15 protein-coding genes are annotated in these 14,641 nt (G+C 69.2%); all 15 read left to right on the top strand.

Annotated features, from left to right (window positions below; translation table 11 throughout):
* The 15 genes from cobA (at window position 1) to bluB (ending at window position 14,579) form a co-directional block, all read left to right on the top strand.
* On the top strand, window positions 1–762 hold the full coding sequence (cobA, locus tag BKX93_RS21005; RefSeq protein ID WP_070981231.1) for a uroporphyrinogen-III C-methyltransferase: 762 nt from the start codon (window positions 1–3) through the stop codon (window positions 760–762).
* Window positions 759–1,460: a cobalt-precorrin-7 (C(5))-methyltransferase gene (locus tag BKX93_RS21000; RefSeq protein WP_011135120.1), complete on the top strand. Its 702-nt coding sequence runs from the start codon at window positions 759–761 to the stop codon at window positions 1,458–1,460. Before cobA ends, BKX93_RS21000 begins: the two co-directional genes overlap by 4 nt.
* Complete coding sequence (locus BKX93_RS20995) at window positions 1,457–3,022, top strand: precorrin-8X methylmutase (RefSeq protein ID WP_070981230.1); 1,566 nt, start codon at window positions 1,457–1,459, stop codon at window positions 3,020–3,022. The genes BKX93_RS21000 and BKX93_RS20995 overlap by 4 nt, the downstream gene beginning before the upstream one ends.
* On the top strand, window positions 3,019–4,152 hold the full coding sequence (gene cbiD, locus BKX93_RS20990; protein WP_070981226.1) for a cobalt-precorrin-5B (C(1))-methyltransferase CbiD: 1,134 nt from the start codon (window positions 3,019–3,021) through the stop codon (window positions 4,150–4,152). Before BKX93_RS20995 ends, cbiD begins: the two co-directional genes overlap by 4 nt.
* Complete coding sequence (cobI, locus tag BKX93_RS20985) at window positions 4,149–4,877, top strand: precorrin-2 C(20)-methyltransferase (RefSeq protein ID WP_070981225.1); 729 nt, start codon at window positions 4,149–4,151, stop codon at window positions 4,875–4,877. The genes cbiD and cobI overlap by 4 nt, the downstream gene beginning before the upstream one ends.
* Complete coding sequence (gene cobM / locus BKX93_RS20980) at window positions 4,874–5,677, top strand: precorrin-4 C(11)-methyltransferase (protein ID WP_046167310.1); 804 nt, start codon at window positions 4,874–4,876, stop codon at window positions 5,675–5,677. The genes cobI and cobM overlap by 4 nt, the downstream gene beginning before the upstream one ends.
* Complete coding sequence (locus tag BKX93_RS20975) at window positions 5,674–6,420, top strand: cobalamin biosynthesis protein (protein WP_070981223.1); 747 nt, start codon at window positions 5,674–5,676, stop codon at window positions 6,418–6,420. Before cobM ends, BKX93_RS20975 begins: the two co-directional genes overlap by 4 nt.
* A gap of 167 nt (window positions 6,421–6,587) precedes the next feature.
* Complete coding sequence (gene cobJ, locus BKX93_RS20970) at window positions 6,588–8,132, top strand: precorrin-3B C(17)-methyltransferase (RefSeq protein ID WP_070981221.1); 1,545 nt, start codon at window positions 6,588–6,590, stop codon at window positions 8,130–8,132.
* Window positions 8,129–9,235: a CobW family GTP-binding protein gene (locus BKX93_RS20965; RefSeq protein WP_070981219.1), complete on the top strand. Its 1,107-nt coding sequence runs from the start codon at window positions 8,129–8,131 to the stop codon at window positions 9,233–9,235. The genes cobJ and BKX93_RS20965 overlap by 4 nt, the downstream gene beginning before the upstream one ends.
* A gap of 3 nt (window positions 9,236–9,238) precedes the next feature.
* Window positions 9,239–10,030, top strand: a complete 792-nt coding sequence (locus BKX93_RS20960; RefSeq protein ID WP_070981218.1) for an ABC transporter ATP-binding protein — start codon at window positions 9,239–9,241, stop codon at window positions 10,028–10,030.
* On the top strand, window positions 10,027–10,995 hold the full coding sequence (locus BKX93_RS20955; RefSeq protein ID WP_070981217.1) for an ABC transporter substrate-binding protein: 969 nt from the start codon (window positions 10,027–10,029) through the stop codon (window positions 10,993–10,995). The genes BKX93_RS20960 and BKX93_RS20955 overlap by 4 nt, the downstream gene beginning before the upstream one ends.
* Window positions 10,992–12,014, top strand: coding sequence for a FecCD family ABC transporter permease (locus BKX93_RS20950; RefSeq protein ID WP_244887202.1), 1,023 nt, complete (start codon window positions 10,992–10,994; stop codon window positions 12,012–12,014). Before BKX93_RS20955 ends, BKX93_RS20950 begins: the two co-directional genes overlap by 4 nt.
* 29 nt (window positions 12,015–12,043) lie before the next feature.
* Window positions 12,044–12,646: a cob(I)yrinic acid a,c-diamide adenosyltransferase gene (gene cobO / locus BKX93_RS20945; RefSeq protein ID WP_070981216.1), complete on the top strand. Its 603-nt coding sequence runs from the start codon at window positions 12,044–12,046 to the stop codon at window positions 12,644–12,646.
* Window positions 12,646–13,938 carry a cobyrinic acid a,c-diamide synthase CobB gene (locus tag BKX93_RS20940; RefSeq protein ID WP_070981215.1) on the top strand — a complete coding sequence of 431 codons (1,293 nt, stop codon included), beginning with the start codon at window positions 12,646–12,648 and terminating at the stop codon, window positions 13,936–13,938. Before cobO ends, BKX93_RS20940 begins: the two co-directional genes overlap by 1 nt.
* Window positions 13,935–14,579, top strand: coding sequence for a 5,6-dimethylbenzimidazole synthase (bluB, locus tag BKX93_RS20935; RefSeq protein WP_070981214.1), 645 nt, complete (start codon window positions 13,935–13,937; stop codon window positions 14,577–14,579). The genes BKX93_RS20940 and bluB overlap by 4 nt, the downstream gene beginning before the upstream one ends.
* Window positions 14,580–14,641 lie beyond the last annotated feature (62 nt).

The raw sequence follows: 14,641 nt of genomic DNA, 5'->3' as shown, positions 1-14,641 counted from the left end.
ATGACGGGCAAGGTTTACCTGATAGGCGCCGGCCCCGGCGACCTGGACATGCTGACGCTGAAGGCCGCGCGTTGCCTGAAGCTGGCCGACGTGGCGCTGGTCGACGATCTGGTGCATCCGGACATTCGCACCCTGCTGCGGCCGGACGCCGAAATCGTGCCGGTCGGCAAGCGCGGCGGCTGCCCGTCTACGCCCCAGGCGGCCATCGAGCAAAGAATGATAGACGAGGCGCGGGCCGGCAGGACGGTGGCGCGCCTCAAGGGCGGCGACCCCTTCGTCTTCGGCCGCGGCGGCGAGGAAATGCTGACGCTGCAAGCGGCCGGGGTCGAAGTGGAAATCGTCAACGGCCTCAGCGCCGGCCTGGCGGTGCCGGCCACGCTGGGCATCCCGCTGACCCACCGCCATTTCGTCCACGGCGTGACCTTCGTCTCAGGCCACCCGCACCAGGACGGCGACGAGCCCAACTGGCAGGCGCTGGCGCAAAGCGGCATGACGCTGGTGATCTATATGGGCGTCAAGCGGCTGCCCTGGATCCGCGCCGAACTGCTGCGCCACGGCCTGAAACCCGACACCCCGGCGGCGGCGATAGAAAACGGCACGCTGCCGCAGCAGCGCCAGGTGCTGAGCACGCTGGACGCGCTGGAACAAGACATGAGCGCGGCCGGCATCCACAGCCCGGCGCTGATCGTCATCGGACCGACGGTGGCGCTGGCGTCCTGTAGTCCGTCCGCCGCCAACGAAACAAGGAAGGAATACGCATGATCATCTGCATAGGCGCCGGCCCCGGCGACATCGGCTACCTGCCGCAGCGCTCGGCCCAATTGATACGCGAGGCCGACGTGGTGGCCGGCTTCAACGCGGTGGTGGACGTGGTCCGCCCGCTGATCCCCGACAGCGCCGAAGTGATCCAGATGGGCTACCGCGACCAGGTGGCCCAGCTGGACATCGTCGCCGAGCGCCACCATGCCGGCAAGAAGTGCGTGGTGGTGTTCATGGGCGACATCCACTTCAGCGGCTTCCAGTACCTGGAGCGGGTCGAACGCGCCTGCGGCCACCCGGTGGAAACGATACCCGGCATCTCGTCGGCGCAGATCCTGGCCTCGCGCGGCAAGGTGTGCTTCGACGAAACCAGCTTCATCACCTTCCACCGCCGCGGCGACCTGACCCCGTTCAAGCGCCATCTGGTGCACGTGCTGCAGGATGGCCGCAACGCCATCGTGATCCCCTGCCCCTGGGACGAGGCGCGCTCCTTCATGCCCTGGCACATCGCCGCCTATCTGCTGGAAAACGGCATCCCGGCCGGCCAGCCGGTGGAGGTGTGGGAAAACCTGACCCGCAACGAGGCGGAATGGCGCGGCACCCTGGCCGAGTGCGCAGAGCAGCGCTTCTCCGACATGAGCATCATGCTGATCCGCACGCTCGCGCCGATGGACAGCCAGATCGAGCCGACCCACAAATGAGCGCGCAAGACTACGCCATCGTGCTCGCCGGCCACGGCAGCCGCGACCCGGACGGGGTGAACGAATTCATGCAGCTGGTGGACGCGCTGAAGGCGCGCGCCGGCGACCGCCCCGTCGCCCACGGCTTTCTGGAATTCGCCCGACCGACCATAGACGAGGCGGTGGAGCAGGTGATCGCCGCCGGCGCCAAGACCGTGGTGATGGTGCCCGGCGTGCTGCTGGCCGCCACCCACGCCAAGAACGACATGCCCAGCGAGTTGCTGGCGCTGCAGCAGGCGCATCCCGGCGTAACTTTCCACTTCGGCGCGGCGCTGGACCTGCATCCGCGGCTGTTGGCGCTGTGCCGCCAGCGCATCGTCGAGGCCGAGGCCGCGTCGCCGCAGACTGTGTCGCGCAATGACGCCTGTCTGGTCGTCGTCGGCCGCGGCACCTCGGACCCGGACGCCAACTCCGAAATCTCCAAGCTCGCGCGGATGCTGGAGGAAGGCCTGGGCTTCGCCGCCTCCTTCGTCTGCTACTCCGGCACCGCCAAGCCGCTGGTGGCCGACGGCCTGCGCGCCGCCGCCATGCTGGGCTACCGCCGCATCGTGGTGCTGCCCTACTTCCTGTTCGACGGCGTGCTGGTCAAGCGCATCTACGGCGCGGCGGCGGACCTGGCGGCGCGCCATCCGGAGATCGAGGTGCTGAGCGCCGGCTACCTGGGCCCGGACGCCCAAGTGGCCGAGGTGTTCCTGGAGCGGGCGCAGCAAGGCGTGGAAGGCCGCGCGGCGATGAACTGCGCGCTGTGCAAGTACCGGGTGCAAATCGTCGGTTTCGAGCAGCAAGTGGGCGAGCCGCAGCGCGGCCACCACGGCAAGGTGCGCGGCCTGCTGGAACGCGAGCCAACCGCCAATCAGCCGCCGGCCTGGAAGCGCTACACCCCGCATCCGATCGAAGCCGAAAGCATGCGCATCATAGATGAAGGCCGCGACTGGTCGGCCTTCCCGGCCGAGCAGCGCACCGCGCTGATGCGGCTGGTGCACACCACCGGCGACTTCAACAGCGTCGACGACCTGTTCTTCTCGGCCGGCGCCTGCGAAACCGGCATGCGCGCGCTGCTGCGCTGCCGCCGCGTGGTCACCGACGTCACCATGGTGGAAACCGGCCTCAAGCGCGAAGTGCTGCGCCAGCTGGAAGTGGAAACCTGGTGCGGCGTGCACGACGAGGAAACCCGGCTGCTGGCCGAGGCCAGCGGCCTCACCCGCTCCGCCGCCGGCATCCGCCGCGCCTGGCAAAAGTTCGGCAACGACTGCGTGGTGGCGATAGGCGACGCGCCCACCGCCATCCGCGAAGTGGTGCGCCTGGTGCGCGATCACGGCTGGCGGCCGCAACTGGTGGTCGGCCTGCCGGTGGGCTTCGTCGGCACCCGCGAATGCAAGGAAGAGCTGCGCGCGCTGCTGCAAGTGCCGCGCATCACCAACCGCGGCACCCGCGGCGGCTCGCCGTGGGCGGCCACCGTGGTCAACGCGCTGATGATAGACGCGATCGAACACGTCCATCAGCAGCAGCAACGGGAAGAATGAGCCCGGTGCGCCAGCCCTACGACCTCGCCGCCCCCGCGCCCAACGGCATGCGCCGCGGCCGCACCACCGGCAGCTGCGCCACCGCCGCCGTCAAGGCGGCGCTGATGCTGTTGCTGGACGGCGTGGACGCCGACAAGGTCTTCATCAGCCTGCCGGACCCGGACTTTTACCTGGCGGTGCCGGTGCAGAGCGTGGCCTGGCTGGACGAAAACACCGTGCGCGCCGAAGTGCTGAAGTACGCCGGCGACGACCCGGACAACACCGACGGCGCGACGATATTCGCCGAGGTGAAGTTGAACGACACCGGCGCGTTGCGCTTCCTCGCCGCGGCCGGCGTCGGCATGGTCACCCAGCCCGGCCTGCGCATCCCGCCCGGCGAGCCGGCGATCAACCCGGTGCCGCGGCAGATGATGCGGATGGCGGTGGATGAAGCGCTGGCCGGCCGGCCCGACCCCGGCTTCGACCTTGCGATAGGCTGCGTCGACGGCGACAAGATCGCCAAGCGCACCTTCAACCCTATGCTAGGCATCGTCGGCGGCATCTCCATCCTGGGCACCAGCGGCATCGTCGAGCCGATGTCGCAGGCGGCGTGGATCGCGTCGATCGAAGTCTATGTGCGGGTGGCGCTGGGCGAGCTGCCGCCGGCCATCGCCCTCACCCCCGGCAAGATAGGCCGCGGCTACGCCGCCGACACGCTGGGGCTTCAGAAGAAACAGGTCGTCCAGATCGCCAACTTCGTCGGCGACTCACTGGACTTCGCCGAGTCGGTGCTGGTCGAACAGGGCCGCATCCTGGACACGCTGTGGGTGCTGGGCCACCCGGGCAAGATCGCCAAGCTGCTGGACGGCGTATGGGACACCCACTCCGGCAAGAGCGGCATGGCGATGGACGCCGTCGCCGGCGTCGCCGCCGACCTGGGCCATGCGCCCGAGCTGGTGGCGCAAATCAAACAAGCGAATACCGTGGAGAACGTAGTGCAGATCATGAGCAGCCAGCCGGACGCGCGCGGCTACTGGATGGAAATAGAACGCCGCACCGCCGCGCGGATGGCGAGCAAGGTGCCCAGCGTGCGGCAAGTGGCGGTGCGCCTGTTCAGCATGGACGGCACGCCGCTGGGAGAAGCCGCATGAAGCTGGGCACGCTCATAGGCATAGGCGTGGGCCCCGGCCCGGCCGGGCTGATTCCGGTGGCGGCGCTGGCTGCCCTGCGCGAGGCCGACATCGTCTACCTGCCGCGCGCCACCTCCAGCGACACGTCCGTCGCCCGCCAATGCCTGGCCGGACTGGGGCTGGACGAAAGCCGCTTTCGCGAAATCGAGTTCGAAATGAATCCGGACCGCGGCGCGCTGTCGCGCCATTACGGCGCGCTGGCCGAGCGACTGGCCGCCGAACTGAAAACCGGCCGGAACGTCGCCTACCTGACCATAGGCGATTCGATGACCTACTCCACCTACGGCTATCTGCTGGCGGCGCTGCGCGAAATGCTGCCGACGCTGGAGACGCAGACCTTCCCCGGCGTCACCAGCTTCGCCGCCACCGCGTCGGCGCTGTCCTGGCCGCTGGGCGAAGGCAAGGAACGCATCCTGATCCTGCCCTGCCCCGACGACATGGCCGAGCTGCAAGCCGATATCGAAAGCCACGACATCGTGGTGCTGATGAAGATAGGCAAGCGGCTGCCCGACGTGCTGGCGCTGCTGAACCAGATGGGCATCGCCCAGCTGTGCGCCTTCGCCCGCCGCATCGGCCTGCCCGGCGAAGTGCTGTGCGCCGACGCCTCGCAATTGACGGCCGAGGCCAGCGGCTACCTCGCCACCATGCTGATCCGCAAGACAGCCAGAGAAAGACGCCATTCATGAAAGTGTATTTCATCGGCGCCGGCCCCGGCGCCGCCGACCTGATCACGCTGCGCGGCAGCCGCCTGTTGGGCTCAGCCCCCATGGTGCTGTACGCCGGCTCGCTGGTGCCGGCCGAGATGCTCAGCCACTGCCGTCCGGACGCTGAAATCCACGACACCGCCGAGCTGAACCTGGACCAGCAGGAAGCGCTGTACCGCCGCGCCCAGGCCGAGGGCAAGGACGTGGCGCGGCTGCACTCCGGCGACCCGGCCATCTACGGCGCCACCAACGAGCAGATGCGCCGGCTGGAAGCGCTTGGCATCGCCTATGAAGTGGTCCCCGGCGTGTCCTCGTTCACCGCCGCCGCCGCCGCATTGGGCAGCGAACTGACCCGCCCCGAGGTGTCTCAATCCATCATCCTCACCCGCACCAGCGGCCGCGCCAGCGCGGTGCCGGAGACCGAGTCGATCGCCAGCTTCGCCGCCCACCGCGCGACGATGTGCATCTTCCTGTCCGGCCAGCGGCTGAAACAGACCGTCGCCGACCTGTCGCTGCACTACCCGCCCAGCACCCCGGTGGCGCTGGTGCGCCGCGCCAGCTGGCCGGACCAGTCCGTCCACCGCTCCACGCTGGGCAAGATGCTGTCCGAGGTGAAGCAGAAAGACTGGCTGCTGACCACATTGCTGCTGGTGGGCGAGGCGCTGTCGCGCGAAGGCGGCGTCGAATCCAGCCTGTACGCGGCCGGCTTCACCCACATCTTCCGCGACGGCGACGAGCGCAAGGCCAAGCGGACCAGCCTGCAGAAAGAAAACCAGGCATGAGCCGCGCCGTGTGGCTGGTGCGCGCCGAAGCGCTGCCCTTGGGGCAGAAGCTGGCCTCGGCGCTGGACGCCCGGCTGTACCAGCCGTGGCTGGAGGCGGATGCCAGCGGCCGCGAGCAATTCCGCGCCGCCTTCCACGCGCACAGCCATTGGGTACTGGTGATGGCCAGCGGCATCGCCGTCCGCTACTTGGACGGCCTGCCGCAAAGCAAGTACAGCGATCCGGCGGTGGTGGTGATGGACGAAGCCGCCCGCTTCGCCATCCCGCTGTTGTCCGGCCACGAAGGCGGAGCGAATGACCTTGCCTACGAAGCGGCGCGGCTGACCGGCGCCATCCCGGCCGTCACCACCGCCACCGAGGCCGTCAAGCCGCTGACGCTGGGAATTGGCTGCCGCCGCGGCAAAAGCGCCGAAGCCATCGAACAAGCGGTATTGCAAGCCTTGGCCGGCCGGCCGCTGTCCGACGTGCGCGAAGCGGCGACGATAGACCTGAAGGCCGACGAAGAAGGCCTATTGGCATTCTGCGCCCGCCACGCGCTGCCGCTGCGCGTCATCGCCCGCGAAGACGTCGCCGCCCGCGGCTGGGCCGGCGCGCCGTCGGACTGGGTGCGGCAGAACGTGGGTGTGGACGGCGTGTGCGAGCCCTGCGCGCTGATCGCCAGCCCGCGAGGGAGGTTGATCGTGCCCAAGACTGCGTTGGATGGGGTGACGGTGGCGGTGGTGGAGGATGGGCCAATTGTTTGAGTTCAAAAAACAAGTTGTGCCTGCTTTGCAGGCATCATTTAGGGGCGGTTCCACCGCCAGGGGCAAGGGGGGCTGCGCGGCCAGCCCCCCTTGCCCGCCCGCCGGGCGGAACCACACATCAACAGCGCCAAAACAATTACAGAATGCAAAATCAAGAGAACACATCCATGACCGGCAAACTCTACCTCGTCTCGGTCGGCCCCGGCCGCGCCGAACTGATCCCCGACCTCGCCCGCCAGGCGCTGGCGGCAAGCGACGTGATCGTTTCCTACGACCTCTACCTGACCTGGGTGCAACCGTGGATCGCCGGCAAGGACATCCGCACGCTGCCGCTGACCCAGGAGCGCGAGCGCGCCCAGCTGGCGCTGGAGGAGGCCCGCGCCGGCAAGACCGTGGCTCTGCTGTCCAGCGGCGACATCGGCGTCTACGCGATGGCCACGCTGGCTTACGAAGACATGCGCGAGGACGATGTGTTCGACGTGCAGCTGATCCCCGGCATCACCTCAGCCAACTCCTGCGCGTCGCTGCTAGGCGCGCCGCTGTCGCACGATTTCGCCACCCTGAGCCTGTCGGACCTGCTGTGCCCGTGGGAATGGATCGAAACCCGCGCCCGCCACATCGCCCAGGCAGACTTGGCGGTGGTGTTCTACAACGTGCAAAGCCGCCAGCGCCAGGAAGGCGTCTACCGCATCCTGGACATCATGCTGGAGCACAAGAAGCCTGAGACATTGTGCGGCATCGTCCGCAACGCCTACCGCGAAGACCAGGCGGTGGAGATCGTCACGCTGGCCGAGCTGCGGACCCGCCGCTTCGACATGCTGACCAGCATCGTCATCGGCAACCGCTTCACCCGCCGCAAGCGCAACTGGATGTTCACCCCGCGCGGCTACTTCAACTGGGACAACACCAGCGACACGGTCAAGGCCGACACGCTGCCCGCCGGCGCCGCCTGGGTGTTTTCCGGCACCAGCGACGGCAACGCGCTGTCGCGCGCCATCGCCGACGCCGGCCGCCCCGTGGTGATCAGCAGCGCCAGCGATTACGGCAACGAACAGGCGCAGCAGGCCGTGCCCGGCGTCGCCACCGTCAGCGGCCGGCTGGGCGTGGAGCGCCGCCGCGAGCTGCTCTCCGGCAGCCAGGCTTCGGCCATCGTCGACGCCACCCACCCCTACGCCAGCGAGATGTCGCAGCAGTTGATGGCGCTGGCCGAGGAGCTCGCCCTGCCCTATCTGCGCTACGAACGGCCGGCCAGCGCCAGCGCGCATCCAGTCATCCGCTGCGCCGACAGCGACGAAGCCGCGAGGCTGGCGATGGCTAAAGGACGCCGCGTCTTCCTCGCCACCGGCAGCAAGGAGCTGCACCGCTTCCTCGCCGCCGACGCGGAGCGAAAACAGCAATGGTTCGTGCGCCTGGCCCCTGACCCGCAGCATTTGCAGCGGGCATTGGACCTGGGCATTCCGCGCGCGCGCGTCTGCGCGATGCAGGGCCCTTTCTCGCAGGCCGCCAACGAGGCGCTGTGGCGCGACTGGGAAATCGACTGCGTGATCAGCAAGGACGGTGGCGAGGCCGGCGGCTTCGACGCCAAGGCGGCTGCCGCGGCGGCGCTGGGCATCCCGTTCATCGTCATCGACCGACCGCGACTGGACTATCCGCAAACATTCAGCGACTTTGACGCCGTGCTGGCGGCCCTGCCGCAGGGAGGCCAGGCATGAGCGCCCCGCGCCTTCCCGTCACCGTATTGACCGGCTTCCTCGGCGCCGGCAAGACCACGCTGCTGTCCAAGCTGCTGGAGAACAACAAGCAGCGCCGGCTGGCCATCCTGGTCAACGAGTTCGGCGAGGTGTCGATAGACGGCGGGCTGCTGCGCGACGCCGACGCCGGCGGCGTGGAAATCCACGACCTCGCCAATGGCCTGGTCGCCTACGACGACGACGCCGACTTCCTGCCCACCATGCTGGCGCTGTGGCAGCGCCGCCAGCAGATCGACCACGTGCTGATCGAAACCTCCGGCCTGGCGTTGCCCAGCGCGGTGATGGCCCAGCTGCAGAGCGAGGCGCTGGCGCCCTACTTCGTGCTGGACGCCACGTTGGCGGTGGTCGACACCCCGCTGCTGCTGGCCGGCCATTTCGCGCCGGCCGGAGACGGCGGCAAGACCGACGCGGTGGCGGAGCTGTTCTACCAGCAGCTGGGCCACGCCGACATCGTGGTGCTGAACAAGATAGACGCGCTGTCCGCCGACGATCTGCTGGCGGCGGAGGAAGCTGTGCGCCGGCAGGCGCCGTCGATCCGCTTCATCGAACTGGCCTATGAAGCCAAGCTGGACACCCGGCTGACGCTGGGCCTGCATCTGCACGAGGCCTCGCCGGCCGCGCACCGCCACTACGGCCCGGTGGCCAGCATGCCGGGGCTCGCGATGCGGCCGCTGGCCAACCAGGCCTTGCTGGACGGCCACAGCCACGGCGGCCAGGCCGCTCACAGCCACGGTCTGTCCACCCACAAGCATTTCCACGATCAGGACCCGGGCTGGCAATCGTTCATGATCCGCAGCAAGGAGCCGCAGCGCGCCGACAAGCTGGCCGCCGCGCTGGAGGCCATCGCCCGCGAGGAGCCGCTGCTGCGCATCAAGGGCTTCGCCGCCTGCGCCGACGGCGCCGGCCGGCTGCTGGCCCAGGGCGTGCGCAACCGCATCGAACTGAGCCGCGACCAAGCGCTGGCCGCGCCGCGCCAGGCGCAGCTGGTGTTCATCGGCTACCACCCCAGCCGCCCGCGCGTGGTGGCCTTGCTGCGCGACATCACCGGCGCGCACTGGAGCTAGCCGGTGAGCGCATTGGAACTATGCGGCCTGGACTGGTCGCCTGACGCGGCGACAGCGCCTGAGGCGAGGCTGCTGCGCGACATCGCGCTCACCGTCCGGCCCGGCGAATTCGTCGGCGTCATCGGCCCCAACGGCAGCGGCAAGACCAGCACGCTGCGCTGCGCCTTCCGCTTCAACAAGCCGCTGGCGGGTAAAGCCAAACTCGACGGCGCCGACATCTGGGGCCAATCCGCCGCCTCCTTCGCCCGCCGCGTGGCGGTGGTGCTGCAGGAGTTCCCCGAGGACTTCGGCCTGACCGTGCGCGAAGTGGCCGACATGGGCCGCATTCCGCACCAGTCGCTGCTGCGCGGCGGCAGCGCCGCCGACCACGCCATCGTCGACGAGGCGCTGACCCAGGTGGGCCTGACGTCGCAGCAACACCAGCCTTTCGCCACCCTGTCCGGCGGCGAGAAGCAGCGCGCGCTGCTGGCGCGGGCGCTGGCCCAGAAGCCGGAGCTGCTGATCCTGGACGAGCCGACCAATCACCTGGACCTGCGCCACCAATTGTCGCTGCTGCGCCTGGTGCGCCGGCTGGGCATCGCCGCCGTCGCCACGCTGCACGACCTGAACCTGGCCGCCGCCTTCTGCCACCGGCTGTACGCGCTGAAGGCCGGCCGCGTCGTCGCCAGCGGCGCGCCGGAAGCGGTGCTGACGCCGTCCTTGCTGGCGGAGGTGTTCGGCGTGCGCGCGCTGGTGGATCGCCACCCGCAGGCCGGCCATCCCCGCATCACCCTGTTGGAAGAAGATAACGCATGAAACTGAATCCGCCTTTGCTCATCGCCTGCGGCCTGGCCGCGCTGCTGTCCGCCCAAGTCCACGCCACCCGCTACCCGCTCACCGTGGACAGCTGCAACCGCAAGGTCACCTTCCAGCGCGCGCCGCAGCGCGCCGTCAGCCACGACATCAATCTGACCGAGATGATGGTGGCGCTGGGCCTGCAGAACCGCATGGTCGGCTACACCGGCATCAGCGCCTGGAACAAGCTGAACGCGCCGCTGAAGCGGGCGCTGGGCCCGTTGCCGGAGCTGGCCGGCGACTACCCGTCGTCGGAAGCGCTGCTGGCCCGCAACGCCGACTTCTTCTTCGCCGGCTGGAATTACGGCCTGCGCGTCGGCGGTCCGGTGACGCCGGCCTCGCTGGCGCCCCTGGGCATCAATGTCTACGAGCTCAGCGAATCCTGCGCCCACGTGATGAAGCGCCCGGCCTCCAGTCTTGACGACGTCTACCGCGACATCAATGCCCTCGGCCGCATCTTCGATGTGGAGCCGCGCGCTCAAAAGGTGGTGGCCGGCATGCGCGCCAAGGTGGACGGCGTCTCCGCCCGCGTCGCCAAGCGCAAGGCCACGCCGTCGGTCTTCGTCTACGACAGCGGCGAGGACCGCCCCTTCAGCGCCGGCCGGCTGGCGATGCCCGACGCGCTGATCCAGGCCGCCGGCGGCCGCAACATCCTCAGCGACGTCAACGCCAGCTGGACCCGCGTCGATTGGGAAACCGTGGTGGCGCGCAATCCGCAGGCCATCGTGATCATCGATTACGGCAAGGTCACCGCGCAGCAGAAGATCGCCTTCCTGCGGAAACACCCGGCGCTGAACAAGATCGCGGCGGTACGCGACAAGCGCTTCATCGTGCTGCCCTACGACAGCGCGACGCCCGGCATCGCCAATGCCGACGCGATCAGCGCGCTGGCGCGCGGCCTGCACCCGGAGGCCTTCGCCAAGTGATCCGCACCGCCGTCAACCGTCCGCCGGCCTGGCCGCTGCTGGGCGCCTTGCTGGCCCTGCTCACGCTGTCGCTGCCGCTGGCCTCCGGCCTGGGCGCCGCGCCGGTGGCATTCTCCGTCAGCGCCAATGTGCTGCTGCACCAGCTGGGCCTGCCGGTGGCGCCGGCCTGGCAGCCAGGCCAGGATCTGATCATCTGGCAGCTGCGGCTGCCGCGCGTGCTGCTGGGCGGCATGGTCGGCGCCGGCCTGGCGCTGGTGGGCGCGGCGCTGCAGGCCACTACCCGCAACCAGCTGGCCGACCCGCACCTGCTGGGCGTCAGCTCCGGCGCCACGCTGGGCGCGGTGACGGTGCTGCTGTTCAGCGGCAATGTGCTGGGCGGCGCCACCCTGCCGCTGGCCGCCTTCACCGGCGCCTTGCTGGCCACCCTGCTGGTCACCGGCATCGCCGTGCGCCAGCGCCGCTTGCAGGCCGAACGGCTGCTGCTGGCCGGCGTGGCCGTGTCCTTCCTCTTGATGGCGCTGGCCAATCTGATGCTGTATCTGGGCGACCATCGCTCGGCCTCGGCGGTGCTGTTCTGGATGCTGGGCGGCCTGGGCCAGGCGCGCTGGGAGCTGCTGCCGGCGCCGCTGGCCGCGCTGTGCCTGGGCCTGGTCGCGCTGCTGGCGGTGGCGCGGCCGCTGAACGCGCTGATGGCCGGCGAGCAGACCGCGGTCACGCTGGGCATACGCGTGACCCGGCTGCGGCTGGCGGTGTTCGCCGCGTCGTCGCTGCTGACCGGCACCATGGTGGCGGTCAGCGGCGCGATCGGCTTTGTCGGCCTGATGATTCCGCACATCGCCCGCCGCTGCGTCGGCGCCGACCACCGCCGGCTGCTGCCGGCCTGCGCGCTGTTGGGCGCGCTGTTCCTGATCTGGGTGGACGCCGCCGCGCGCACGCTGATCGCGCCGGAAGACATCCCGGTCGGCGTCGGCACCGCCGCCGTCGGCGGCGCCTTCTTCATCTGGCTGCTGCGCCGCTGACGGCGCCGGCCCCACACAAGGACGACACTATGAAAACCGATCCGGCCTCCCACCAGCGCATGACCGAGAAACGCAAGGCGGGCTTCGAAAAGAAAAAGGCCGCCGCCACCGGCGAGAAGGGCCTGCTCATCGTCAACACCGGCACCGGCAAGGGCAAGAGCAGCGCCGCCTTCGGCATGGGCCTGCGCGCCGTCGGCCACGGCATGCGCCTGGGCGTGGTGCAGTTCATCAAGGGCGCGCTGCACACCGCCGAGCGCGACCTGCTGGGCGGCTTCGACAACTGCGACTTCCACACCATGGGCGAAGGCTATACCTGGAACACCCAGGACCGCGAAGCCGACATCGCCACCGCGCGCAAGGGCTGGGAACAGGCGCTGGCGATGCTGGCAAGCGACGATTACGACATGGTGATCCTGGACGAATTGAACGTGGTGCTGAAATACGAATACCTGCCGCTGGACGAGGTGCTGGCCGCCTTCGCCGCGCGGCCGGCGATGCAGCACGTGGTGGTCACCGGCCGCCACGCGCCGGAAGCCTTGCTGGAAGCCGCGGATCTGGTCACCGAGATGCGGCTGGTCAAACACCCGTACCGCGAGCAGGGCATCAAGGCGCAGCGCGGGGTGGAGTTCTGATGACGGCCCGCCGCTGTCCGGCGCTGCTCCTGACCGCCCCCGCCTCGCACCAGGGCAAGACCACGGTGACGGCGGCGCTGGCGCGGCATCACCGCAATCAAGGCCGCCGGGTGCGGGTGTTCAAGACCGGGCCGGACTTCCTCGATCCCTATATTCTCGAGCGGGCCAGCGGCCACACCGTCTTTGGCCTGGACCTGTGGATGAACGGCGAGGACGACTGCCGCGCCCGGCTGCATCAGGCCGCCGCCGACGCCGATCTGATCCTGATCGAGGGAAGCATGGGCCTGTTCGACGGCACGCCCAGCAGCGCCGACCTGGCCGCCCTGCTCGGCGTGCCGCTGGCGGCGGTGATAGACGCCGCCGGCATGGCGCAGACCTTCGCCGCCATCGCCCACGGCCTGGCCAGCTTCCGCCCCGGCCTGGCCTTTCACGGCCTCATCGCCAACCACGTCGCCAGCGAGCGCCACGCCGAGATGCTGGCCCAGCAACTGCCTGAGCACCTGCCGCTGCTGGCCGCGCTGCGCCGCGACGAGGCGGCGCGGCTGCCGGAACGCCATCTGGGCCTGGTGCAGGCGCGGGAAATCGCCGATCTGGACGAACGCCTCGACCGCGCGGCGTCGCAGATCGCCGCCACCGCACTGGCCGAGTTGCCGCCGGTGGTGGCGTTTCCCCCTGTCGCACAAGCTGACGTGCCGAAACTGCTGGCCGGCAAGCGCATCGCCATCGCCCGCGACGCGGCCTTCGCCTTCGTCTACCCGGCCAATCTGGAAACACTGGCCCAACTGGGCGCGGAGCTGGCCTTCTTCTCTCCGCTGGCCGACGCCGCGCTGCCCGACTGCGACGCGGTCTACCTGCCCGGCGGCTACCCGGAGCTGCATCTTGAAACGCTGTCCGCCAATACTGCGCTGAAAGCGGCGCTGCACGGGCACATCGAGACCGGCAAGCCGCTGTACGCCGAGTGCGGCGGCATGCTCTACCTGCTGGACAGGCTGACCAACCGCGATAACGACAGCGCGGCGATGCTGGGGCTGCTGCCCGGTCACGCCAGGCTGCAAGAGCGGCTGTGCGGGTTGGGCCTGCAGCAAATGGACTTCCCCGGCGGCGCGCTGCGCGGCCATACCTTCCACTACACCCGGCTGGAAACGGCTCTGGAGCCGATCGCCCGCGCGACGCGCGCCAGCGGCGCCGGAACCGGCGAGGCGCTGTACCGCCGCGGCAGCCTGCTGGCTAGCTATTTCCACGCCTATTTCCCTTCGAACCCGATCGCCGCAGCAAGGTTGTTCCTGAAATGAGCCGTTACCCGCAATCCGACATCGACGCCGTCTACCGCGCCATCCGCGAACGCCGCGACATGCGCCACTTCAAGCCGGATCCGGTCGATCCCGACACCCTGCAGCGGCTGCTCGCCGCCGCCCACTTCGCGCCCAGCGTCGGCTTCATGCAGCCATGGCGCTTCATCCGCATCCGCAGCACCTCACTGCGTGGCCAACTGCACGCGCTGGTAGAAGAGGAGCGTATCCAGACCGCCCGCGCGCTGGGCGAGCGCGAAGAAGAATTCATGAGGCTGAAGGTGGAAGGCTTGCTCGAATGCGGCGAAGTTCTGGTGGCGGCGCTGATGGACGGCCGCGAGCGCCACGTGTTCGGCCGCCGCACGCTGCCGGAGATGGACCTGGCCTCGGTGGCCTGCGCGATCCAGAACATGTGGCTGGCCGCCCGCGCCGAAGGCCTGGGCCTGGGCTGGGTATCGATCTTCGATCCGGACACGCTCGCCGCCCTGCTAGCCATGCCGGAAGGCGCGCGGCCGGTGGCGATACTATGCATCGGCCACGTCGAGGCTTTTTACGAGAAGCCGATGCTGGAACAAGAAAACTGGGCGCGGCGGCAAAACCTGGCCGATCTGGTCTACGAGGACCGCTGGTCGGGCAAAGACTGACCGGGCTCGCCGCTCGAGATCTGTCCTCCATGAAAATATCCATTGAATTTATTTAATTGCGT

The organism is Chromobacterium vaccinii (genome assembly GCF_001855275.1).
Taxonomy (GTDB): domain Bacteria; phylum Pseudomonadota; class Gammaproteobacteria; order Burkholderiales; family Chromobacteriaceae; genus Chromobacterium; species Chromobacterium vaccinii.
The sequence above is the reverse complement of the archived record's forward strand: the minus strand, read 5'-3'. Positions and strand labels throughout refer to the sequence as shown.